General features: G+C 38.9%; 23 protein-coding genes. All 23 read left to right on the top strand.

The features are described from left to right. The first annotated feature begins 2 nt into the window (after positions 1 to 2). A complete protein-coding gene (gene galT, locus ACT170_RS04135) occupies positions 3 to 1484 on the top strand; it encodes a UDP-glucose--hexose-1-phosphate uridylyltransferase (RefSeq protein WP_175064854.1) in 1482 nt (493 codons plus the stop codon). A gap of 29 nt (positions 1485 to 1513) precedes the next feature. Next, positions 1514 to 2515 carry a UDP-glucose 4-epimerase GalE gene (gene galE / locus ACT170_RS04140; RefSeq protein WP_002888050.1) on the top strand — a complete coding sequence of 334 codons (1002 nt, stop codon included), beginning with the start codon at positions 1514 to 1516 and terminating at the stop codon, positions 2513 to 2515. 69 nt (positions 2516 to 2584) lie between these two features. Next, positions 2585 to 3631, top strand: coding sequence for an aldose epimerase family protein (locus tag ACT170_RS04145; RefSeq protein ID WP_156209604.1), 1047 nt, complete (start codon positions 2585 to 2587; stop codon positions 3629 to 3631). A 110-nt stretch (positions 3632 to 3741) separates the two neighbouring features. Continuing rightward, complete coding sequence (locus ACT170_RS04150) at positions 3742 to 5646, top strand: PTS sugar transporter subunit IIA (protein ID WP_175061369.1); 1905 nt, start codon at positions 3742 to 3744, stop codon at positions 5644 to 5646. 3 nt (positions 5647 to 5649) lie between these two features. Further along, positions 5650 to 8667: a glycoside hydrolase family 2 TIM barrel-domain containing protein gene (locus tag ACT170_RS04155; RefSeq protein WP_156209608.1), complete on the top strand. Its 3018-nt coding sequence runs from the start codon at positions 5650 to 5652 to the stop codon at positions 8665 to 8667. A gap of 437 nt (positions 8668 to 9104) precedes the next feature. Further along, entirely contained in the window at positions 9105 to 10325 is a 1221-nt protein-coding gene (locus ACT170_RS04160; RefSeq protein WP_225745243.1) for a hypothetical protein, read from the top strand. A gap of 93 nt (positions 10326 to 10418) precedes the next feature. Beyond that, positions 10419 to 11261 (top strand): aldo/keto reductase, encoded by an 843-nt coding sequence (locus ACT170_RS04165; protein ID WP_048675304.1) that lies wholly within the window; start codon positions 10419 to 10421, stop codon positions 11259 to 11261. A gap of 131 nt (positions 11262 to 11392) precedes the next feature. After that, positions 11393 to 11608, top strand: a complete 216-nt coding sequence (relB, locus tag ACT170_RS04170; RefSeq protein ID WP_048675307.1) for a type II toxin-antitoxin system RelB family antitoxin — start codon at positions 11393 to 11395, stop codon at positions 11606 to 11608. Next, on the top strand, positions 11598 to 11852 hold the full coding sequence (locus ACT170_RS04175) for a type II toxin-antitoxin system RelE family toxin (protein WP_444818080.1): 255 nt from the start codon (positions 11598 to 11600) through the stop codon (positions 11850 to 11852). The genes relB and ACT170_RS04175 overlap by 11 nt, the downstream gene beginning before the upstream one ends. A 144-nt stretch (positions 11853 to 11996) precedes the next feature. Next, positions 11997 to 12683, top strand: coding sequence for a YoaK family protein (locus ACT170_RS04180; RefSeq protein ID WP_444818081.1), 687 nt, complete (start codon positions 11997 to 11999; stop codon positions 12681 to 12683). A 92-nt stretch (positions 12684 to 12775) separates the two neighbouring features. Continuing rightward, positions 12776 to 13408 (top strand): nitroreductase family protein, encoded by a 633-nt coding sequence (locus ACT170_RS04185; protein ID WP_227072029.1) that lies wholly within the window; start codon positions 12776 to 12778, stop codon positions 13406 to 13408. A gap of 185 nt (positions 13409 to 13593) precedes the next feature. After that, on the top strand, positions 13594 to 14886 hold the full coding sequence (locus ACT170_RS04190) for a PTS sugar transporter subunit IIC (protein WP_073687034.1): 1293 nt from the start codon (positions 13594 to 13596) through the stop codon (positions 14884 to 14886). Continuing rightward, positions 14873 to 15736, top strand: coding sequence for an alpha/beta hydrolase (locus ACT170_RS04195; protein ID WP_070438109.1), 864 nt, complete (start codon positions 14873 to 14875; stop codon positions 15734 to 15736). The genes ACT170_RS04190 and ACT170_RS04195 overlap by 14 nt, the downstream gene beginning before the upstream one ends. Before the next feature lie 178 nt (positions 15737 to 15914). Further along, the gene (locus tag ACT170_RS04200; RefSeq protein ID WP_049553619.1) at positions 15915 to 16364 is read left to right on the top strand and encodes an Rrf2 family transcriptional regulator; all 450 of its coding nucleotides are present in this window, start codon (positions 15915 to 15917) and stop codon (positions 16362 to 16364) included. 132 nt (positions 16365 to 16496) lie between these two features. Then, positions 16497 to 17378 (top strand): VOC family protein, encoded by an 882-nt coding sequence (locus ACT170_RS04205; protein WP_080611926.1) that lies wholly within the window; start codon positions 16497 to 16499, stop codon positions 17376 to 17378. 96 nt (positions 17379 to 17474) lie between these two features. Beyond that, positions 17475 to 18077: a nitroreductase family protein gene (locus tag ACT170_RS04210; protein ID WP_004182276.1), complete on the top strand. Its 603-nt coding sequence runs from the start codon at positions 17475 to 17477 to the stop codon at positions 18075 to 18077. A gap of 490 nt (positions 18078 to 18567) precedes the next feature. Next, on the top strand, positions 18568 to 18882 hold the full coding sequence (locus ACT170_RS04215) for a FlxA-like family protein (protein ID WP_004182277.1): 315 nt from the start codon (positions 18568 to 18570) through the stop codon (positions 18880 to 18882). Positions 18883 to 18887: 5 nt separating this feature from the next. Then, positions 18888 to 19097: a helix-turn-helix transcriptional regulator gene (locus tag ACT170_RS04220; RefSeq protein WP_002885361.1), complete on the top strand. Its 210-nt coding sequence runs from the start codon at positions 18888 to 18890 to the stop codon at positions 19095 to 19097. After that, positions 19094 to 19897: a DUF3169 family protein gene (locus tag ACT170_RS04225; RefSeq protein WP_004182278.1), complete on the top strand. Its 804-nt coding sequence runs from the start codon at positions 19094 to 19096 to the stop codon at positions 19895 to 19897. The genes ACT170_RS04220 and ACT170_RS04225 overlap by 4 nt, the downstream gene beginning before the upstream one ends. A gap of 265 nt (positions 19898 to 20162) precedes the next feature. Next, positions 20163 to 21086, top strand: coding sequence for an aldo/keto reductase (locus tag ACT170_RS04230; protein WP_004182279.1), 924 nt, complete (start codon positions 20163 to 20165; stop codon positions 21084 to 21086). A 148-nt stretch (positions 21087 to 21234) separates the two neighbouring features. Then, positions 21235 to 21810, top strand: a complete 576-nt coding sequence (locus tag ACT170_RS04235; RefSeq protein WP_004182280.1) for a TetR/AcrR family transcriptional regulator — start codon at positions 21235 to 21237, stop codon at positions 21808 to 21810. After that, positions 21807 to 22487, top strand: a complete 681-nt coding sequence (locus ACT170_RS04240; RefSeq protein WP_070438122.1) for an ABC transporter ATP-binding protein — start codon at positions 21807 to 21809, stop codon at positions 22485 to 22487. Before ACT170_RS04235 ends, ACT170_RS04240 begins: the two co-directional genes overlap by 4 nt. 3 nt (positions 22488 to 22490) lie before the next feature. After that, entirely contained in the window at positions 22491 to 23636 is a 1146-nt protein-coding gene (locus ACT170_RS04245) for an FtsX-like permease family protein (RefSeq protein ID WP_175061870.1), read from the top strand. Positions 23637 to 23798: the final 162 nt, after the last annotated feature.

Genomic DNA, 23798 nt, shown 5'->3' on the forward strand with positions numbered 1-23798 from the left:
TTATGGCTGAAAATTTAGTAAACACTTTTGTAACTCTGGTTATTGAAAATAGTGATTATGAGGAATTGGACCGTATCTATTTGACAAACAAAGTTTTTGCTTTGGTTGGAGAAGGAGTTGCTGATGTTGAAACAGATAGCTCTGAATTGATTGACCTTAAAGACCATTTGCTTCAAGCAGGTGTTAAAGCTGGTTCTGTAGGTGATCTTAATGAAGAGCAAGATATCATTGGAGCTCAACTCATGGACTTGATTACACCAAGCCCTAGTGCTGTCAATCGTAACTTCTGGGATACTTATAAATCTGCCCCAGAGCAAGCAATTGCTGACTTTTATGCACAAAGTAAACGCAATGATTATGTGAAAGTCAAAGCCATTGCACAAAATATTGCTTATAAAGCACCTACTAAATACGGTGACTTGGAAATTACGATTAACCTTTCAAAACCTGAAAAAGATCCAAAAGCCATCGCTGCAGCTAAAAATGCGGTAGCTTCTGATTATCCAAAATGCCAACTTTGTATGGAAAATGAAGGTTATCTTGGTCGCATCAATCACCCAGCTCGTAGTAATCACCGTGTTATTCGTTTCCAAATGGAAGGAAATGATTGGGGCTTCCAATATTCACCATATGCTTACTTTAATGAACATTCTATCTTCTTTTATGGTAAGCATGAACCAATGCACATCAGTCCATTGACATTTGGTCGTCTCCTATCAATTGTTGAAGCATTTCCTGGTTACTTTGCAGGTTCAAATGCCGATCTTCCAATTGTAGGTGGTTCAATTCTTACACACGAACACTATCAAGGTGGTCGCCACACCTTCCCAATGGAAGTAGCAGGCATTAAAGAAAAAGTTAGCTTTGATGGATACTCTGATGTTGAGACTGGTATCGTTAATTGGCCTATGTCTGTTCTTCGTTTAAGAAGTGAAGATAAGGAAAGACTTATTGCTCTTGCAACCAAAATTTTAAATTGTTGGCGTGGTTATTCAGACGAAAAAGCTGGTGTCTTGGCTGAGTCTGATGGACAACCTCACCACACCATTACCCCAATTGCTCGTAGAAAAGACGGCAAATTTGAATTGGATTTGGTTCTTCGTGACAATCAAACTTCTGAAGAACATCCAGACGGTATCTACCACCCACATAAAGATGTTCAACACATTAAGAAAGAAAACATTGGTTTGATTGAAGTTATGGGATTGGCCATTCTTCCTCCTCGTTTGAAAACAGAACTTAAAGATGTTGAAGATTATCTATTAGGTCAAGGTAACCAAGTTGCTCCAATTCACCAAGAATGGGCAGATGAACTCAAAGCTCAAAATCCGAATGTTACGGCTGGGGAAGTGACAGAAGTTGTTCGACAATCTGTTGCAGATATCTTTGCTCGTGTACTAGAAGATGCTGGTGTTTATAAGACTAATAGTGAAGGCTTAGATCAGTTTAAAGCATTTGTAGATTTTGTAAATTTAGCTGATTAATTGTTTTTTCTGAAGAAAGGAGATAAGAAATGGCAATTTTAGTATTAGGTGGAGCTGGTTATATCGGTTCTCACATGGTTGATCGCTTAGTTGAAAAAGGTCAAGAAAAAGTAGTAGTAGTAGATAGTTTGGTAACCGGTCACCGTGCTGCCGTACATCCAGATGCTATTTTCTACCAAGGCGATCTCTCTGATCAAGATTTTATGAGAAAGGTCTTCAAAGAAAATCCTGATGTTGATGCCGTTATTCACTTTGCGGCCTATTCATTGGTTGGTGAATCAATGGAAAAACCACTCAAATATTTTGATAACAATACAGCTGGAATGGTTAAATTGCTTGAAGTTATGAACGAATGCGGTGTTAAATACATTGTCTTCTCATCAACAGCAGCAACTTACGGTATCCCAGAAGAAATTCCAATTCTTGAAACAACACCACAAAATCCTATCAACCCATATGGTGAAAGTAAGTTGATGATGGAAACTATCATGAAGTGGTCTGATAAAGCTTATGGTATTAAATATGTGCCACTTCGTTACTTCAACGTTGCTGGTGCAAAACCTGATGGATCTATCGGTGAAGACCATGGTCCAGAAACTCACCTTCTCCCAATTATCCTTCAAGTAGCTCAAGGTGTTCGTGAAAAAATCATGATTTTTGGTGATGACTACAACACTCCTGATGGTACAAATGTTCGTGACTATGTTCACCCATTTGACTTGGCTGATGCTCACCTCCTTGCTGTTGAATATCTTCGTAAAGGTAATGAATCTACAGCCTTTAACTTAGGTTCATCAACGGGATTCTCAAACCTTCAAATTCTTGAAGCCGCTCGTAAGGTAACTGGTAAAGAAATCCCAGCTGAGAAAGCTGATCGTCGTCCTGGTGATCCTGATACATTGATTGCTTCATCTGAAAAAGCACGTACAGTTCTTGGATGGAAACCACAATTTGATAACATCGAAAAAATCATCGCAAGTGCTTGGGCATGGCATTCTAGCCATCCAAAAGGGTACGATGATCGAGGATAATTAAAATAATAAAAAAAGGGTCAAAGAGTATATATAATTATTGTACTCTTTGTTTTTTGAGGAAATAGTATGAAAATAAACTGCGAAATTATTGGAAAAGTTGATTCAGGCGATGTCAGTAAAATTTCAATGGAAAATAATAATGGTGTTGTCATTTCCACACTCACAACAGGTGCTACACTTCAGGAGTTTTTGGTTCCAACAGAAACTGGTGCTCTTAAAAATATAGTACTTGGTTTCAGTGATTACGAGGATTACTATAAGAATAATTTATGTGCCTGCCAGTCTATTGGTAGGGTTGCTGGAAGAATTGGGAAAGCTTCGTATACTCATAATATGGTTCTTTATAGCCTTCCTAAGAATGAGGGAGAAAACTGTTTACATGGCGGTCCAAAAGGAATGCAGGTTCAAAATTGGAACTATGTCACAAACCTGAATGATGAATATGTTGAGACAAAATTTATTAGAAGACTTTATTCAAGTGTAGATGGCTTTCCTGGTGATGTTACAGTCTCTATTAGTTATAGACTTAACAATAATAACCGCTTAACAATACTCTTTGAAGCCTTCGATGTTACAGAGTCAACAGTTTTTAATCCGACAAACCATGTTTACTTTAATCTTAGCGACAAACAGGATTTATCAAGTCATGAGTTACAAATCTATTCAGACTATCGTTTAGAGTTGGATTCTGAGTTAATTCCAACAGGACAAAAAATTAATGTAGATGGAACGAATTATGATTTCAGAAAGACAACTGACTTGCTACCTCGAATTGAAGCAAATAATGGTTTTGATGATGCCTTTGTAGTTGGAGGGGAAACTTGTGATCATGTGAAAGAAGTAGCTATTTTGCATGACAAAGAAAGCGGAGATGGTATTGAAATCTTCTCTAACAGAAATGGTTTAGTTATTTATACTATGGATATTATAGAGGATAATATTTACTTTGCGAGAGATCGAGGAACAATTGCAAAAGGACGAGAAGCTATAGCTATGGAAGCTCAAACACTCCCAGATGCCGTTAATCATACAGATTTTGGAGATATCATCTTGGAGGAGGGTCATAGTGTAAGCTATGAAATCGGTTTCCAATATTTTAATTCATCAAAATAATCATGTTTTAGTAAAAGTTTAGTAAAAAATCACTAAAACTATTGACGGTTTAAACTAATACTTATATAATGTAAGCGTATTCAAAAAACAACTAACAGGAGGTTTTCGTAATGGGAAAATCTAAAGGTCAAATGAAGTCTCGTCTATCCTATTCAGCTGGTGCTTTTGGTAACGACGTCTTCTATGCAACGTTGTCAACATACTTTATCATGTTTGTGACAACTCACTTGTTTAACACAGGTGATCCAAAGCAAAATAGTCACTATGTACTATTAATTACTAACATCATCGCTATTTTGCGTATCTTGGAAGTATTTATCGATCCATTGATCGGTAACATGATTGATAACACTCATACTAAGTATGGTAAATTCAAACCATGGGTAGTTGGTGGTGGTATCATCAGTTCTATCGCCTTGTTGCTTCTCTTCACCGATTTAGGTGGTTTGAATAAAACAAATCCTTTCTTGTACCTTGTACTTTTCGGAATTATCTACCTTGTAATGGATGTCTTCTACTCAATTAAAGATATCGGTTTCTGGTCAATGATTCCTGCCTTGTCTCTTGACAGTCATGAACGTGAAAAAATGGCAACTTTTGCCCGTATTGGTTCTACTATTGGTGCCAATATTGTAGGTGTTGCCATCATGCCAATCGTTTTGTTCTTCTCTATGACGAACAGTAGTGGCTCTGGAGATAAATCTGGATGGTTCTGGTTTGCATTTATCGTTGCTCTCATTGGTGTGATTACATCAATTGCTGTTGGTATTGGTACACGTGAAGTTGAGTCAAAACTTCGTGATAACAAAGAAAAAACTAGCCTTAAACAAGTCTTTAAAGTTCTTGGTAAAAACGACCAATTGATGTGGTTGTCTCTCGGATATTGGTTCTATGGTCTTGGTATTAATACACTTAATGCTCTTCAACTTTTTTACTTCACATTTATCCTTGGTGATCCAGGGAAATACTCAATCCTTTACGGATTGAATACAGTTGTTGGTTTGGTTTCAGTTTCACTCTTCCCTAGCCTAGCTGGTAAATTCAACCGTAAACGTTTGTTCTATGGATGTATTGCAGTAATGCTCGGTGGTATCGGAATCTTTAGTATTGCAGGAACATCACTTCCAATGATCTTGACTGCTGCTGAACTCTTCTTTATTCCACAACCTCTTGTGTTCCTTGTTATCCTCATGATTATCTCTGACTCAGTAGAATATGGTCAATGGAAATTGGGACACCGTGATGAATCACTTACTTTGTCAGTTCGTCCACTTGTTGATAAACTTGGTGGTGCGATGTCAAACTGGCTTGTTTCTACAATTGCCGTAGTTGCTGGTATGACAACAGGTGCCTCAGCATCAACAATTACAACACATCAACAGTCTATCTTTAAGCTTAGCATGTTTGGTTTTCCAGCAGCAGCAATGCTCATCGGTGCCTTCATTATTGCTCGTAAAATCACTTTGACTGAAGCACGTCACGCTGAAATCGTCGAAGAATTGGAACATCGCTTTAGCGTAGCAACTTCTGAAAATGAAGTTAAAGCTAACGTCGTATCTCTTGTAAACCCTACAACTGGTCATTTGCTTGACCTCTCAAGTGTTAATGATGAACACTTTGCTTCAGGTAGCATGGGTAAAGGTTTCGCCATTAAACCTACTGATGGAGCTGTCTTTGCACCAATTAGTGGTACCATTCGTCAAGTTCTTCCTACTCGCCATGCAGTTGGTATTGAAAGTGAAGATGGTGTCATTGTTCTTATCCACGTTGGTATCGGAACAGTTAAACTTAAAGGTGAAGGATTCATTAGTTACGTAGAACAAGGTGATCGTGTTGAAGTTGGACAAAAACTTCTTGAGTTCTGGTCACCAATTATTGAGAAAAACGGTCTTGATGACACAGTACTTGTCACTGTAACCAATTCAGAAAAATTCAGTGCTTTCCATCTTGAACAAGAAGTTGGAGAAAAGGTAGAAGCTTTGTCTGAAGTTATTACCTTCAAAAAAGGAGAATAATCTATGAACACGACTGAAAAAATTCAAACTTACTTAAACGATCCAAAGATTGTTAGCGTTAATACTGTTGACGCTCACTCAGATCATAAGTATTTTGAATCTCTTGCAGAATTTTCTGAAGGGGAGATGAAGTTAAGACAATCTCTTAATGGAAAATGGAAAATTCACTATGCTCAGAATACAAATCAAGTTTTAAAAGACTTTTATAAAACAGAATTTGATGAAACTGATTTGAATTTCATCAATGTACCAGGTCATTTGGAACTTCAAGGTTTTGGTTCTCCACAATATGTGAATACCCAATATCCTTGGGATGGTAAAGAATTCCTTCGTCCACCTCAAGTTCCTCAAGAATCAAATGCTGTTGCATCATACGTTAAACATTTTACCTTGAATGATGCTTTAAAAGATAAAAAAGTATTTATCTCATTCCAAGGGGTTGCCACTTCCATCTTTGTATGGGTCAATGGTAACTTCGTAGGATACAGTGAAGATTCATTTACACCTAGTGAATTTGAAATCAGTGATTACCTTGTTGAAGGTGATAACAAGTTGGCGGTAGCTGTTTATCGTTACTCTACAGCAAGCTGGTTGGAAGACCAAGACTTCTGGAGACTTTACGGTATTTTCAGAGATGTTTACTTGTACGCTATTCCAAAAGTTCACGTTCAAGATCTCTTTGTTAAGGGAGATTATGATTACCAAACAAAAGCAGGTCAATTGGATATTGATTTGAAGACTGTTGGTGATTACGAAGATAAGAAAATTAAATATGTTCTTTCAGATCATGAAGGCATCGTTACAGAAGGTGATGCATCTGTTAATGCTGACGGTGAACTATCTGTAAGTCTTGAAGATTTGCAAATCAAACCTTGGAGTGCTGAAAGTCCTAAACTTTACAATTTGACCCTTCATGTTTTGGATGATGGCCAAGTTGTTGAAGTCGTTCCAGTTAAGGTTGGATTTAGACACTTTGAAATTAAAGATAAACTTATGCTTTTGAATGGTAAGAGAATTGTCTTTAAAGGGGTTAACAGACACGAATTTAACGCTAGAACAGGACGTTGTATCACTGAAGAAGATATGCTTTGGGATATCAAAGTGATGAAACAACATAACATCAATGCTGTTCGTACTTCTCACTATCCGAACCAAACACGTTGGTATGAATTGTGTGATGAATATGGACTTTATGTTATCGATGAAGCCAACCTTGAAACACACGGTACATGGCAAAAACTTGGTCTAAGCGAACCTTCATGGAATATCCCAGCTAGTGAACCAGAATGGTTGCCTGCTTGTTTGGATCGTGCCAATAACATGTTCCAACGTGATAAGAACCATGCTAGTGTTATCATTTGGTCTTGTGGTAATGAATCATATGCTGGTAAAGATATTGCTGACATGGCTGATTACTTCCGTAGTGTTGACAATACTCGTCCAGTTCACTATGAAGGTGTTACATGGTGTCGTGAATTTGATTACATTACAGACATCGAAAGTCGTATGTATGCGAAACCAGCTGATATTGAAGAATACCTCACTAACAATCCTCAAAAACCTTATATTTCATGTGAATACATGCACACAATGGGTAACTCTGGTGGTGGATTGAAACTCTACACTGATTTAGAGAAATATCCAGAATACCAAGGTGGATTTATTTGGGACTTCATTGACCAAGCTATTTACAAACCACTTCCAAATGGTAGCGAATTCCTATCATATGGTGGTGACTGGCATGATAGACCTTCTGACTACGAATTTTGTGGAAATGGTATTGTCTTCGCAGATCGTACCCTAACTCCAAAACTTCAAACAGTTAAACATCTTTACTCTAATATTAAGATTGCTGTTGATGAAAAATCAGTAACTATCAAGAATGATAATGTCTTTGAAGATCTTTCTGCTTATACTTTCCTAGCTAGAGTTTACGAAGATGGTAGAAAAGTTAGCGAAAGTGAATATCACTTTGATGTTAAACCAGGTGAAGAAGCAACATTCCCAGTAGAATTCGCTGTTGGAGCTTCAAATGCTGAACGAATTTATGAAGTTGCTTGTGTTCAGAATGAAGCAACTGAATGGGCTCCAAAAGGACATGAAATTATTCGTGGTCAATATGTTGCTGAAAAGATTAGCACTGAAACACCAGTTAAAGCACCTTTGAATGTTGTTGAAGGCGACTTCAACATCGGAATTCAAGGACAAAACTTCTCTATCTTGCTTTCACGTGCACAAAATACGCTAGTATCTGCTAAGTATAACGGTGTTGAATTCATTGAGAAAGGTCCTAAACTTAACTTTACTCGTGCTTACACTGACAACGATCGTGGTGCTGGATATCCATTCGAAATGGCAGGCTGGAAAGTTGCTGGAAACTATAGTAAGGTTACAGATACTCAAATTCAAATTGAAGATGACTCTGTTAAAGTGACTTATGTTCATGAATTGCCTGGCTTGTCTGATGTCGAAGTTAAGGTGACTTATCAAGTTGATTACAAGGGTCGAATCTTTGTTACTGCAAACTATGATGGTAAAGCAGGTTTGCCAAACTTCCCTGAATTTGGTCTAGAATTTGCTATCGGTTCACAATTTACAAACCTAAGCTATTATGGATACGGTGCAGAAGAAAGCTACCTTGATAAACTTCCTGGTGCCTATCTTGGTCGATATGAAACATCTGTTGAAAAGACATTTGCTCCATATCTAATGCCACAAGAATCTGGTAATCACTATGGTACTCGTGAATTTACAGTATCTGATGATAACCATAATGGTCTTAAATTCACCGCACTTAATAAGGCATTCGAATTCAGTGCTTTGCGTAACAGTACTGAACAAATTGAAAATGCTCGTCATCAATATGAATTGCAACAATCTGATGCTACATGGATTAAAGTTCTTGCTGCTCAAATGGGTGTCGGTGGTGACGACTCATGGGGTGCTCCAGTTCATGACGAATTCTTGGTTAGCTCAGCAGATAGCTATCAATTGAGCTTCGTGATTGAACCACTCAACTAAAGTATTATTGGACTTTGCCTCCAACGATATATTTGATAAAGGAAACTCGAAAGGGTTTCCTTTTGTCATGGTTTGAAGTAAGAAAAAAGGAAACAGACCTCTGTTTCCTTTTAAAATATAACTCAGTTTTCAATTCCTTTAAAAATGGGAGTGGTCAAGTAAAATTATGAAAAAGTGAGTTAAAGTTATTGATATAGAGAAGGGACTAAACCACTCCCAAGGCGTTAATGATTTTTTGTAGCTTTAAATGAAACTTGAAGATTATGCCTTGACGTTAATCGTCCAATGGCACTCTATCTAATATAAGTATACAACTTTGAGTTTAGATGTCCCAAAATAAGACTCTATGGATTCTTATCTGTATTGTGATTGGCGACTATTTTTGTCAATAAAAATTTAAGAGGTTGTTGATTTCACTTAGAATATAGTAATGTTCTATGAAAACGTATACAATAGTAGATAGAGAAATAAACATAGATTGGAGAAGATTGATGACATCATCTTTTGAAGACTTCACAAAAAAAGCAGAAGCATTCTTAGAAGAACATATTACAGAGTATCTCAGTGTGGACATGGCTCTTGAAGATTTTGCAAGACAATACAACCAAGGGCTTTTTGATGAGATCACTTCCCCTGATTCAAAGCAGGAGAGAGCTTGGAAACTCATTGAAGAGGCTTATCATTATCACGAGGAAGATCCTTCGAGAAGTCAGGAATTTTTGACAGAAGCTTTAAAACTAGATCCTGAAAATCTTGATGCTAAGCAGATGCTCTTAACTTTTCAAAGTCCACTTGAACATCTAAAAGGCCTAATTGCTTTAGAAAAAGAGCAAAGGTCCAAGTGGGATCAAGGTCCAAAAATGGGCTGGGCTAATCTTGACGAGCGTCCTTATTTGTCTTTGAAGTATAATCTTGCTAAATTTTATTTAAGCAACAGTATGAAGCGGTTTGCTATTAAGGAATTTGAAGAGATTCTAGAGATAGATGTTCAGGATCACATGGGAGTCCGTTACGAATTGATGGCTACCTATTGTAATCTGGAGGACTATGATAAGGCTAAAAACTTTTTCGAATGTGAGCAAATGGAATATCACGAAGAAGATTTGATGATAGTACCAATGATGACGGTCTCTCTAATGACGGGACATATTGAGGATGCGGATTTCTATTTTGATTTTCTCTATGCAAAAAATCCAGAGTTCGAAAATTATTTAAAAATGATTGAACAAGGTGATGACGAGCGTCTAGTTGCCGAAACGCTTAAAGTCAACCCTATCTTATTTGAAGCCAATAGTATGAAAAGTCTTTTGATGGTTTTTAATCAAGTCGTTGATCTGTCCCAGTCAGAATATTATTTTACTTGGTTAATCGAAAAATATCGTGTAAAACGTCCACAAAGACATGTTGCGAAAAAGAAAAATCCAGAATTGCACAAACTAATTAGAGAATTGGAAAAAAGTATAGAACAAAGCAAAGCCCTCCAAGGTCTTTCAATAAGTGTGGAGCGTATACTTCGTCAACATGGCTTAATAGATTTTAAAGATTTTAAAAAGAAAACGGAAGAGGAAGTAGCAGCGATTAGAGGAGTTGGAAAGGTGAGCATGAAAATCCTTAAAGAAAATGGTGTTGTCTATAAAAAGAAGCGGAAAAAGAAGTAAGGAACTATTCATCAAACAAGCCGTAGCAAATCTTTGCAATTTTATCTTATATTCTTTAAGATAATTCTGTTACAACTTGAAAAGGAGAACAGGATGGAAACATATACACTTTCAAATGGCGTTACGATTCCTAAAATCGGTTTTGGGACTTGGCAGATTCCAGAAGGGGAAGAAGCTTATAACAGCGTTAGTTTCGCACTAAAGGCGGGTTACACACATATTGATACAGCGCAAATCTACGGTAACGAGGTTTCTGTAGGTAAGGCGATTGCTGATAGCGATGTGGCGCGTGAGGATATTTTCCTAACAACAAAACTTTGGAATGACAAGCACGATTACGAATTGGCTAAAGCCTCTATCGACGAGTCACTTGAAAGATTAGGTGTGGATTATTTGGATCTTTTGCTCATCCACTGGCCAAATCCTAAAGCTCTTCGTGAGAATGATGCTTGGAAGGCTGGCAACGCAGGCGCTTGGAAGGCAATGGAAGAAGCCTACAAAGATGGTAAGGTTCGTGCTATTGGGGTGTCTAACTTTATGCAACATCACCTCGAAGCTCTCCTTGAAACGGCTGAAATTGTGCCACATGTCAACCAAATTCTCTTGGCTCCAGGTTGTGCCCAAGAAGACTTGGTTGCCTATTGTCAAGAACGTGACATTCTTCTTGAAGCCTACAGTCCACTAGGTACTGGTAGCATTTTTGGAAATGAAGAGGTTGAAGTAGTGGCTGAACGTAACGGAAAATCTGTTGCTCAAGTTGCCCTACGTTGGAGCCTTCAAAAAGGTTTCTTGCCACTACCTAAGTCAGTGACACCAAAAAATATCGAAGCCAACTTGGATATCTTTGACTTTGATTTGTCGGAGGAAGATATGGCAGTCTTGGATAAGATTCAAGGCATCAAGACTCAGGATAATCCTGACACCGTTAATTTTTAATAGAATAGAAGCAACTCGTGAGGGTTGTTTTTTTATTGTTTTACGAATAAGAGTATGAACCTATTATCAAAATTGACAAGAAGGAGGAGAGGTAATACAATGGTGTTACAAAAGAGAACGAGGTTAAGGATATGACAACAATTACATTGAAGGTTTCAGAAGCAGATAAGAAGTTCATGCAGGCAATTGCGAAATTTGAAGGCGTATCTTTGTCAGAATTAATTCGTACCAAGACTTTAGACGCCATTGAGGATGAATACGATGCTAGAGTAGCCGATTTGGCATTAGAAGAATATGAAGACTATCTTGAAAACGGTGGGGAGGTGCTAAATTGGGATGACCTATAAGATGGTACCAACCCCTAAATTTGCCAAAAGTTTTAAAAATTTGGATCCTTTTGGCAGAAAACAAATTAAGGCTTATCTCAATCGTGTCACAGATAATCCAAGAGCTAAGGGTAAGGCCTTGGTTGCCAATCGAACTGGACAATGGCGCTATCGTATTGGTGCCTATCGTGTTATTGTCAATATTCAGGATAATGAACTCATCATACTTGCCCTCGAAGTCGGTCATAGACGTGATATCTATTAGCATCAAGACTCAGGATGACCCTGACACAGTTAATTTTTAATAGGATAGAAGCAACTCGTGAGGGTTGTTTTTTTATACTGTATATGCTCGAATTTGCTATAATAAGGCTATCCTATCAATCACTATTAGAAGGGAAGTTATGCTATGGAATCTCGGAACCTTCTTCCTCAAAATACACGTCTGATGGCAAATTTGCTAAGTTTCTCAGGAGGGGCTTTGGATGTCTTTTGTCATATGTACTACCATAGTTTGGTTGCTACACAGACTGGGAATATCCTTTGGTTGGTCGCTGACTGGCGAAACAGTAGTATGTACAATAACTTGTTGCGTTGCTTTTCGATTTTATTCTTTTCTTTAGGTTTTCTTTTTGGCATGTGGTTTAAAGACAAACGTAAGAATGCCTATTGGCGAGTTTATGGTCTGCTTCCACTTTGTGTGATGACAGCCATCCTGCCTTTCCTACCTTCAAATGCCTTGATTGAGCTCCCAATTATCGCTTTTTCTGCAGGTATCATGATGAAGACCTTTACTGGCAGTCAGATTGAGAATCATCCTTTCGTAATTTTTATGACCTCAGGAAATTATCGAAGGATGTTAACGGCCCTCTATTATGCCATTCAGGGAAGCGGTGATCAGAAAGAATATCGTCGTCAGGCTGTCAATTATAGCTTTATCGTAGGGAGCTTTGTCGTTGGCGCTATCGTCTCAGCTCTTCTGATGCACTTCATTTGTATTAAGTCAATCTGGCTAATCACTATTAGCTTGATTACGATTATGGTTTACTATTCATCTGAAGTGAAACGTCTGGGACTCAAGGAAACTAATCTTTAGTCGTCTGTAGCAAATATTTTTGATAACAATTGTCTTGTGTTATAATCTTGGTTATATTAATTTTTTTTAACCCTGAATAAAGGAGAATTAAGATGCCTGTAATAAATAATGATTTTTCAGATATTGTATATAACCGTCGTTCCATTCGTAACTTTGATACTTCTGTCAAGATTCCACGAGAAGAATTGTTGGAAATCCTAGATAAGACTGTTACAGCACCATCATCAGTCAACATGCAACCTTGGCGTTTTGTCGTCGTTGATAGCGAAGAGGGCAAGGAAAAATTGACACCGTTCGTCAGCTACAATGGTGTGCAAAATGAAACATCATCAGCCATGGTCCTTATTTTTGCCGATTTGAAGAGCCAAGAAAGAGCTGAAGATATCTACGGTAAGGCTGTTGCTCAAGGAAAAATGCCTGAAGAAGTCAAAGAAAAACAACTGTCAAGCATTGTACCAATGTATGAAAATGCTCCTCGCGAAATGATGAATGAAATTGTCCACATCGATGCTAGCCTTGCTGCTATGCAGTTGATGTTGGTTGCACGTTCTTATGGCTATGATACCAACGCCATCGGTGGCTATAAAAAAGATGGCCTTGCCAAAGCATTTTGCCTTGATGAAGACCGTCATGTGCCAGTTTTGCTCATTGCTCTTGGGAAAGCCAATGAAGAGGGCTTTGAGTCTGTTCGTTTGGACGCCTCTGATGTGACAACTTTTGCTTAATAAATAATCGACCATAGGTCTCGGAGTGGAGACTTATGGTTTTTGTATTAAAAGATAGCTAAGTGTTTTTAGTAAGATTAGGTAGTTGCTTTAACCCATGATTAAGGTAAGTCCTTTTCCTTTGTGCTATAATGAAGAAAAACGTTGAATGTAAAGTTTATTTAGCCTTTTACTAGGAGTCTTTTATGACAAACTATTTGGTCCAGAGGTTTCTCTGGTTTCGTGAGCGAGGCTTCGTCCAAATTACGCAGAAAACCTTGGTTTCGCTCTTTCCCTTTTTCCTATTTTCAGGAATTATTCGGGTGATTTCACTATCTGTCTTTTCGGAGCTTGGTTATATTAACCAATTGTTTTCAGTTTCTGACTGGTTACCAGCCTTTAAGATAACTGGGCAGGTGCTCATTAATCTTTCCAACTTTCTTGGTGGCTTAGCCGGGCCCTTATCAACCTACTTTGCAGGAAAATACACAGCTGGTCACTATGGTAGAAGTACTGGTACAGCTGGTGTGACATCCCTTTTGGTTAGCTTAATTATAGGATCGCAGGAGCTGTTGCTGTCACCGCTAAACGATGGTGTTTTGACTCGCATCAATTTACCGGCTTCAATCAACATTATGTTGGCTATCTTTGTGGGCTATCTGGTTGGCCAGATTTTTCGCTTTTCAAGAGCTAGTGATGATCAGATTGTGGACAAGGACTATATTTATCAACCAAAGACCGTCCGTCCCATTTTTTTGTCACTCATTTTAGCTATTGGACTTAACATTCTCTTTGTGATTGGAGAGCAAGATAATGTTTTTCTGACGATTAGGCAGGTTACCTCTACCTTTACTGTAACTGATAATCACCTGTTCTCAACCTTTATGATGGGACTTTTGAACACTTTTTCTGCTTGGATTGGAAATAGTCAGGCTTTTGCCCTAAATTCAATTGCCGAGGATAGTTTTGCCTTGGAAAATTTGACCTATGCTGTTTCCCATCATACGACGACTGGGCTTCCTCACCTTTACACACTAACAAATCTTTATCATAGTTATGGCTTGGTTGCTGGCATTGGCTCAGGGCTAGCCCTCTTGGTTGCTCTGCTTTTAGCATCAACCAGTTATAAGGATAAGAAGGTGAGTCTTCTAAGTGTCTTTCCTAGTCTCTTTAACAATGGGGCTCCATTTATGGTGGGGATACCAGTCTTGCTTAATTTAGTTTATCTGCTTCCTTTCCTACTGGCACCTATGATCAATATGGGCATTGCTGCGGTGGCCTTGGCTATCCATCTTATGCCAGCTGCGGTTTATCCAGTTCCAGATGGTACACCAAGTCTTCTTTACGCCTTTATTGGAACTGGTGGTAGTCTGCGGGCACTTGCTGTTAGCCTGCTCTGTTTTGCGGTTGATGTTGCTATCTTTATTCCCTTTGTTCATCTGTCTAATAAGGTGCAACACGGTTTAAAAGAGGAAGGAGAGAGCAATGAAGTTCAGTAAAAAAACGAAGTTGGTCTTTATCCTTGTCGCTGTCTTTCTCATTGGTTTGGCAGTTCCGTCTTATAGTTGGACCAGGAAAAATGTCAAGGAAATCGAGACTTTCTATAATTCAAAATTGTCTCCTATTATCATGATTCCAGGGAGCTCCGCTACAGAAAATAGATTTGATGGCCTGGTGCGTAAGCTCAATCAAGACCGTCCTGGTGTTAAGCATAGCCTCCTCAAGGTTAAGGTTTGGAACAATGGGCGTATCACCTTTGAGGGTAAAATCAAGGATAAGGATAACGAGCCAGTCATTGTTATTGGATTTGAGAATAACAAAGATGGCTATAACAATATCAAGAAACAAACCAAGATGATGAATCAGGCATTTGAAGCCTTGCAGAATAAATACAATTTCAATAATTTTAAAGGGTTGGGGCATTCAAATGGTGGCTTGATTTATACAGCTTTTATTGAAAATTATCTTAGCGACTACGATGTCAAGATAAATTCTTTGATGACTATCGGAACGCCCTATAATTTCACTGAAACCAATATTAAAAATAAATCGGTCATGCTAGCAGACTTTATAGCTGCTAAGGAGAATATTCCGGCTACTCTACATGTCTATTCGGTAGCGGGAACCATCACCTATGATTCGGACGAATTGGTTCCCGATGCTAGTGTGTCCGCTGGGAAATATATCTATCAGAATCAGGCAAAAAGTTATACTGAAATCACTGTTACAGGTGAAGATGCCCAACACTCGGATTTACCAACCAATGATGAAGTAGTGGAACTAATCAAACAACATATCGAAGGACAAGGTGTTCGTAAGAAGCAAAAGACCAATCTAGAACCTCAATAGGCTAGAATACTATGTATTATTAGTCTAGTTAGTTATTATCAAATACAAAAGAATAGAGTCTACGATGGCTCTATTTTTTGTGTAAGACTAACTCTTTAAGTTGTTGTAACTCCTTGTTTTACAACGTTGGTTTTGTTATAATTGATTGAAAAGAAAAAGATGAATGAGAGGTTCTGATATGCAAATACCAAGTCGCTTTACCATTGCTGTTCATATTTTGACCCTTATAGCACAAAATAAGGGAAATGAAACTAAGCTAACCAGTGATTTAATGGCAGGTAGTGTGGGGGTTAATCCAGTTATTATCCGCAAAACCTTGTCGCAACTGAAGAAAGCAGACTTGATTTCAGTTCAAAGGGGAAGTGGAGGAGCCACATTAGCCAAGGCACCAGAGGAGATTAACCTTTTGCAGGTTTATCGTGCGGTGGATAGCATCGGTCCAAGTGGCAAACTCTTTAGTTTTCATGACAATCCTAATCCAGCGTGTCCAGTAGGACGTAATATCCATGGGATTTTGGATCAGAGCCTAGAAGACGTTCAAATGGCAATGGAAAAAGAACTCGAAAAGAAAACTTTGGCTGGTATTTTAAAGGATGCTAAGGCCAACTGGAAAGAAGCTGGAGCTTGATTTTTAGATTTTAAACTATAAGAAATCGAAAGTTTTTCGGTTTCTTTTTTAATTTCCAAGTTGTAATGATTGACGTGACAATAGAAAAAATTATAATGTAATTCATATAATTACAACAAAGGAGAAAAACATATGACATACGACTACAATAGTAAGATTTACCTCGCAGAAGCGGTACTCAATGTGAATGACTTGGCACGTCAGACAGCCTTTTATACACAGGTTATAGGACTTGAAATCCTATCTCAAACTGCAACAGAAGTTGTTTTGGGTGCTGGAAACAAGCCGCTAGTTCACTTGATTGAAACCAATCGTGAGGAAGCGGTCAAGTCCAGTTATGGTCTCTACCATATGGCAATTTTGTTGCCATCTCGCGAGGATTTGGCAGATGTTTTCAAACATATTGCTGAGCTAGATTATCCATTTGTCGGTGCAGCTGACCACGGTTATAGTGAAGCCCTTTATTTGGAAGACCTTGAAGGCAATGGTATTGAGCTCTATAGAGACAAGCCTGTTGCTGAATGGGATATTCGTGAGGATGGTCGCATCGTTGGTGTAACAGAAGAACTATCAGCTCAAGAAATTTACGAGATGGGACGCAAGGTTGAGCCATTTGTGATAGCTAAGGATACTCGTATGGGGCATATTCATTTATCGGTCAAAGATAGTCAGCTAGCAACGGCTTTCTATCAGGATGTTTTGGAGCTGGCAGATAAGTATACCATTCCAAGTGCTAGTTGGATTGCTTCAGGTGATTACCATCACCACTTGGCTGTCAATGAATGGGGTGGCAAAAACTTAGCCAAACGTGAAAAAGGGATGATTGGTCTTGCCTACTACGTCCTTGAAGTAGAAGACAAAGAAGATTTGATTACCATAGCAGAACGTGCTAAGAATCGTGGAGCAGAGGTCAAATGGTTATCTTCTAATGCGTTAATCTTCGAGGATAATGATGGTATTTTGACACGAGTGAAAAAATTAATAATTAGTGATTTTTTGAGTCGTAACTATTGACATTACATTTGAAAGGTCTATAATGGTTATTGTAATCAAAGTTATTACAAATAAACTTAACATTTAACATATATCACAAATAAAGAGGAAATAACGATGACAAACTTTACAGATTTACAAACAAAACGCCGTTCTATCTATGCATTGGGAAAAGATGTGGAACTTTCAAATCAAGAATTGATTGATACTATTCAAGGAGCTGTCCTTAACACACCAACAGCTTTCAACTCACAAACATCACGTGTGGTGATCTTGCTAGATGAAGAATCAGATGCCTTCTGGAATGAGATTGCTTACTCTGAGCTTGAAAAAGTGACACCTGCAGAAGCCTTCGAGGGAACAAAAGAACGTTTGAAAGGTTTTGCCCAAGCTAAGGGAACAATCCTCTTCTATGAAGATCAAGATGTGGTGAAAGGCCTTCAAGAGCAATTCCCACTTTATGCAGATAACTTCCCAATTTGGTCAGAACAAGGTCACGGAATCGCTCTTTATGCAACATGGTTGGCTTTGGCTGAGAAGAATATCGGCATGAACGTGCAACACTATAACCCACTTGTTGATGTCCAATTGGCTGAAAAATATGATATCCCAGCGAACTGGAAGCTCCGTGCCCAAGCACCATTTGGTCAAATCGTCGCACCAGCAGGAGATAAGGACATCCAAACAGAAGGCCGTTTCAAAGTTTTTGGCGACAAATAATCACCTTAACTTAGTCAGTCGGTTATGTACTGACTGAACAAAATCATAATGATAAGACAAATGACTAGCAGGATTGAAGATTCTTGCTAGTTTTTCTATTTCAAAACCAGTAATGCCCAAGAAAAGGTATAGCTTGAATTTTGAAACTTTCCTTAGGTGATAGCAAATGTCAGCGATCTTCTCCGAAGTTCCATGAGTAAAGTTTGAGTCCTCGATTTTTAATTTTTAGGCTTAGGTTAAGACAGTTCTCCAAACTTCTGATTATCTGAAATTATTTGATTTTGGGTGCTTTCTTAACGGTATCTTGCACATCAATTTTTCCAAGTCGTTTATCGAAGGAGAGATATATTAAAAGGTTTGAAAAGGTGAGCTACTAATATCTTCTTTCCAACAATTTTGACAATGTTCTTTTTATTTTTGACAAAGATGCTTGTCAAAAATAAAAAGAAGCGTTACAATAGTTTTAGACGAAGGAAGGAGAGAAATTACGATGGAATTTATTTGGCTATCTTTTATTCCACTTCTATTTCTGATTTATACGGGCTCAGAGAAGAAGATAAAAAGATTGAACAAACGTATCAAAAGGTTGGAAAAACAATTGAAAGGAAATAAAGAAATGTCTAGACTTTTAGAAGAATTGAAAGGGCAAACGGTCAGTATTAGACTAAATGGTTTTGGAAGTAATTGGGAAATTGTTGATTTTGATGAAGATTGGGTTAAATTAAGCCATGAGGGCATTAAACAACATAGGGTGACAAAATTAGTTCGTATTGAAGATGTTGAATTAATTCAACAATTGAGGTAGTCATCATGAGATTAAAAAATCGTCTGAAAGAGTTGAGGGCGCGTGATGGGCTCAACCAATCTGAGCTAGCTAAGCTGGCAGGGGTCTCGCGTCAGTCCATCAGTCTCTTGGAACGGGGGGAATATACTCCTTCGGTTATTATTGCCATCACCATCGCCCAGGTTTTCAAAGAGCCTGTGGAAAATGTTTTTAGTCTAGTAGAGGAAGAGGAATGATTATGAAAAAGCAACCACAAAAAAGATCTCCACGTTACCGTTTTTGGAGAAATGTCGGAATCATCACAGTTTCCTGCTTAATCGGAGGAGGTCTTGGAGTTTTGACAGGGATGTTCGGATCAGAAAAGCCAATTGAAATTCAATCTCTCTTTAGTAAAGAAGTACTCTATTTGGGATCTGTAGTTTTATTCCTGATTGTGTTTATGATTACGATGGGCTTACTGATGTGGGGAAGAAAAGTCCATCAAAAGATGCTTCAAATAGAAGATGAAGATGAGGCATATCACTATGACGTTCAAAAGAAAAAACTTTATGGTTTAGCAACCATTTTTAAAGGAATCTTGATCTTACCATACTTTTTAGTCATCATATTTTATAGTCAATTGATGTCTATGGATAGACCTGGAACAGGAAGCTTGTCTTTTATCTTTGGACCTTTTACCATGCTCTATCTTTTTCTTGCCTTGATTGTCCTATTTTTCCTAGTGGGTATCTTCTATCGTAAGACCTTTGATCTGATTTATGGAAAACCAATTCCTCGCAATGCCAATGCCAAGGAAGTGCGTGAATTTTTGATGAGTATGATGGATGAGGCAGAAAAACAGATAAGCTACGAAGAAAATTTCGAAGTGGTGGTTAAGTTAAGCAATTATATCTTGCCAATCATGCTAATTGGAATTTTAATCATTGGGATTGCCTTCCAGACGGATATCCTCTTGGCTTTGAGTGTTGTATCCATCATCTATATTTATATCCTTATTTCACAATACAAGATTACCAAACGTTATTATAAGGAATAAAGGTGTCATCCATGTTATAAATCTGTAAAAAGCTTTTGGAAGTGATAGAGAGCTCTTCTTATTGAAAATCTTATCTTCCATTTCTTTATATACAATCAATGGGTGTGTTATCAGTCTTGAATCTTAGGTATTCTGAGAGACTATCAAAGGTGACCTAGCTATCGTAAATCATCTAAGCCCTCAGTTGAAACTGAGGGTCTTTTATTTCACAATTGATTTTTGAAACCCTTTTCACTACAATAGAGATACAGAAAAGGAGGCAGAGATGAAGTATATTGATTTTGCTGAAAATGAGCGTTTGTCAACGATTGTCCTTGGGATGATGCGTATTAGCGAATTGAGTGAATATGAGGTCGAGGCCTTGGTGGAGGCAGCCTTGTCGATTGGAATCAACACCTTTGATTTGGCGGATATTTATGGCAATGGCCAGTGTGAACAGCTCCTTGGTAAGGTCCTCAAACGTCGCCCGGATCTTCGGGACCAGATGTGGATCCAGTCCAAGTGTGGAATTCGCAAAGACGGCTTTACCTATTTCGATTTTTCTAAGGACTATATTTTGGACTCTGTCGACGGTATCCTTGAGCGCCTGCAGATCGAGCGCTTAGATAGTCTTCTCCTTCACCGACCGGATGCCCTCATGGAACCTGAAGAAGTGGCAGAAGCCTTTAATCACTTGGAGCAAGCTGGCAAGGTCCGTCATTTTGGGGTGTCCAATCAAAATCCTATGATGATGGAATTGCTCAAAACGGCAGTAAAACAACCTCTCAAAGTCAACCAGTTGCAGTTGAGTGCCACCTTTACACCGAGCTTTGAAGCTGGTTTTCATGTCAATATGGAAGGCCCAAAAGCAGCCGTGCGAGATGGTAGTGTCTTTGAGTATTGTCGCTTAAACGACACGGTGATTCAGGCCTGGTCTGTCCTCCAGCATGGCTATTTCAAGGGGAATTTTGTCGGCAAAGAAGAGTTTGCGGCCCTCAATCACGTCCTTAATGACTTGGCTAAGAAACATCAAGTCACACCGACAGCTATCGCCCTCGCTTGGGTCCTTCGCTATCCAGGTAAGATGCAGGCCGTCATCGGCACGACCAAACCCCAGCATGTCCTTGAAGCAGGGAAAGCAGCAACAGTTACTTTGACCCGCAAGGAATGGTACCAAATCTACCTGGCTGCAGGAAATGATTTACCTTAGAATCTTGTTATCAAACCAGATTCCACTCTAATCGGTAGTCTGGTTTTTTGTTTTGTGGTCTTCAGTTTTTTCTTGACAAGCCTTTCCTTTTTATGATATCTTTTATGCAACAAGTGTTGCGCAACGTATGTTGCGCGAAAGGAGTCTTATGCCACCCAAGGTTAAATTTAGTAAAGAGGCTATCATTGGGGCAGCTTTACAATTGGTGAGAGAAGAGGGAATGGCTAGTTTAACTGCAAGAGCATTAGCGGAGAAACTGGGAGCCACACCAAGAGTCATTTTTGGGCAATTTGCTAATATGGCTGAGTTACAAGCAGAGGTTATTGGTGCTGCGGAGATGGTGGTGGTGGAGTATATTCGCAAGGCCTTAGAAGATGAGAAACCTTTCCGATCTGTCGGGGTTGCTTATATCCTTTTCGCCTCAAAAGAACCCCAACTCTTTCAGTTGCTTTTCCAAAATCCTAGCAAAGATCCGATTCGTCGCTTTCAAGATTTTCTTCCCATGAAGGATCATAGTTACCAATTGGTTATGGATTCGATTGTCGCAGACTATCCTTTGACTCTAGAGGAGGCTGGTCGCTTGTACCAGCATTTATTTATCTACTCACACGGGATGGCCTCTATGGTTGCTTCTGGCATTTATCAGTTCAGCATGGAAGAAGTGATTGGATTACTGACAGAGGTTTGTCAATCTCTCATCAAAGAAATGGTAGGAAAGAAATGATTCAACTAGAAAATGTGCACAAAAGTTACGGCCAAACTAAGGTTTTAAAAGGGATTGATTTGCAGATTCAAGACCAGGATGATGTGGTTATCCTTGGCCCTTCTGGATCGGGGAAATCAACTCTCTTAAATGTGTTATCAGGATTAGAAAAGGTAGACGAGGGGCATATCCTCATTCAAGGACAAGATTTATCACAACTCACGGATGCTCAATTGACAGCCTTTAGACGTGAGAAGATTGCCTTTATTTTCCAGCAGTATTATCTATTGCCGAATCTAACGGTCAGACAAAATGTAAAGATGGGAGCTGACCTGGCAGACAATCATGATTTTTTGCAGATCATCGAGGATTTGGGGCTTGGCGATAAGCTGGACAAATATCCGAGTGAATTGTCGGGTGGGGAACAGCAGAGAGTCTCCATTGCCCGAGCCTTGGCCAAAAAGCCAGAGATTCTTTTCTTAGATGAGCCGACGGGAGCCCTGGATGAAGAAACAGGGCGAAAAATTCTCGACTATATTTGGAAATTAAAGGAGAAGCTTGGCTTTACCCTCATCATGGTGACGCACAACCAAAATATAGCGGATATGGCTAGAACCATCATTCGTGTCAATAGTGGCAAGATTACCGAAGTTGTGACCAATGATCAGCCTCAGACTGCCTTTGAGATTGGATGGTAAGTCATGTTTTCAGTAAAAGATATTCGAAAATTAGTTGTCGTTAGTATCATTGGGGCTTGTGCGGTCTTTGTGGCCAATCTCTTCTTGAATTTTTACCTGGATATCGAGCAGTTGGAGATTTCTAAAACCAATCCCATGATGCAGACCTACTATGATGCCCAGGTCTCGCTTTCCTGGATGGTGGCCATGGTCAGTGGGGTTGTCTTGTCCTTGACGTCGGTCCTTCTCATGTGTTTTTATATCAAACAATTTGTTGATGACCACAGGGAACAATTAGGAATTTTAAAGGCTTTGGGCTACAGCAATGGCCAGTTGGCGAAACGATTTTGGGCCTTTGGACTCAGTTTTGGAGCTGGAGCGCTTCTTGGCTATTTCACTTCATTTCTCATGATGGGACATTTTTACGACTTCCGTAATGAGAAGGGGATTTTGCCAGAAATTACCATTCATTTTCATTGGCAGCTCTTGCTTGCTTTGGTAATCCTGCCAACGAGCTTCTTTATGGTTCTTGCGATTGGCTATGCTAGAAGACAACTACAAACGCCGGCTCTTCGCTTATTGAAAAAGTCCCCAAGTCCGATCAAGGTCCAAAGGAGAAAGAAGGCTTCCAAGAAAGACAAATCTTTCTTAAAAGAGCTGTCTTCGTCACTGATTTGGGGGAGAAAATCTATCTTGTTCTTTGTGGTCTTTGGATCCATGTGTTTCGCGGCTATGGTTCAATTGTCCTTTGGCCTCAGGGATTACACAGATGACATCATCCAAACCATGATGATTATGATTGGCTTGATCCTTTCTTTCTCGATTCTCTTTTTGTCATTGGGGATTGTCGTCTCAGAAAGTCGTGAAACCTTGGCCTTGATGAAGGCTTTTGGCTACACCAATCGTGAATGCCAAAGTCATATTCTCGCTCCCTATCGTTTTTGGGCTTATCTAGGATTTGTTCTTGGGACGGTTTACCAATATGGCATCATGGAAATTTTGATCGGTGTGATCAAAGATACGGTTCCTGAAAAGATTGAGCATCACTTTGATGGGAATGTGTGCTTCTGGACCTTGCTTGGTTTTGCTGTGGTTTACGAAAGCCTCTTTTATCTATCCAACAGAAAACTCCAAAAACAAACCATTAAAGAAGTGCTTCTAGCAGAATAATTTATGACAGTAATCCTTAATATCAGTGCTTTTTGATGAGAAAAAATAGTAGATTCATTGACTTTAGACCTCTTCACGAGGTCTTTTTCTACTATGAAAACGCTACATAAGAGACTAAATGCACTATCACAATCTTGTGATAGTTTACATCTTCTTAACATT

Origin of the sequence: Streptococcus sp. cx1 (assembly GCF_052384325.1) — a bacterium.
Taxonomy (GTDB): domain Bacteria; phylum Bacillota; class Bacilli; order Lactobacillales; family Streptococcaceae; genus Streptococcus; species Streptococcus salivarius_G.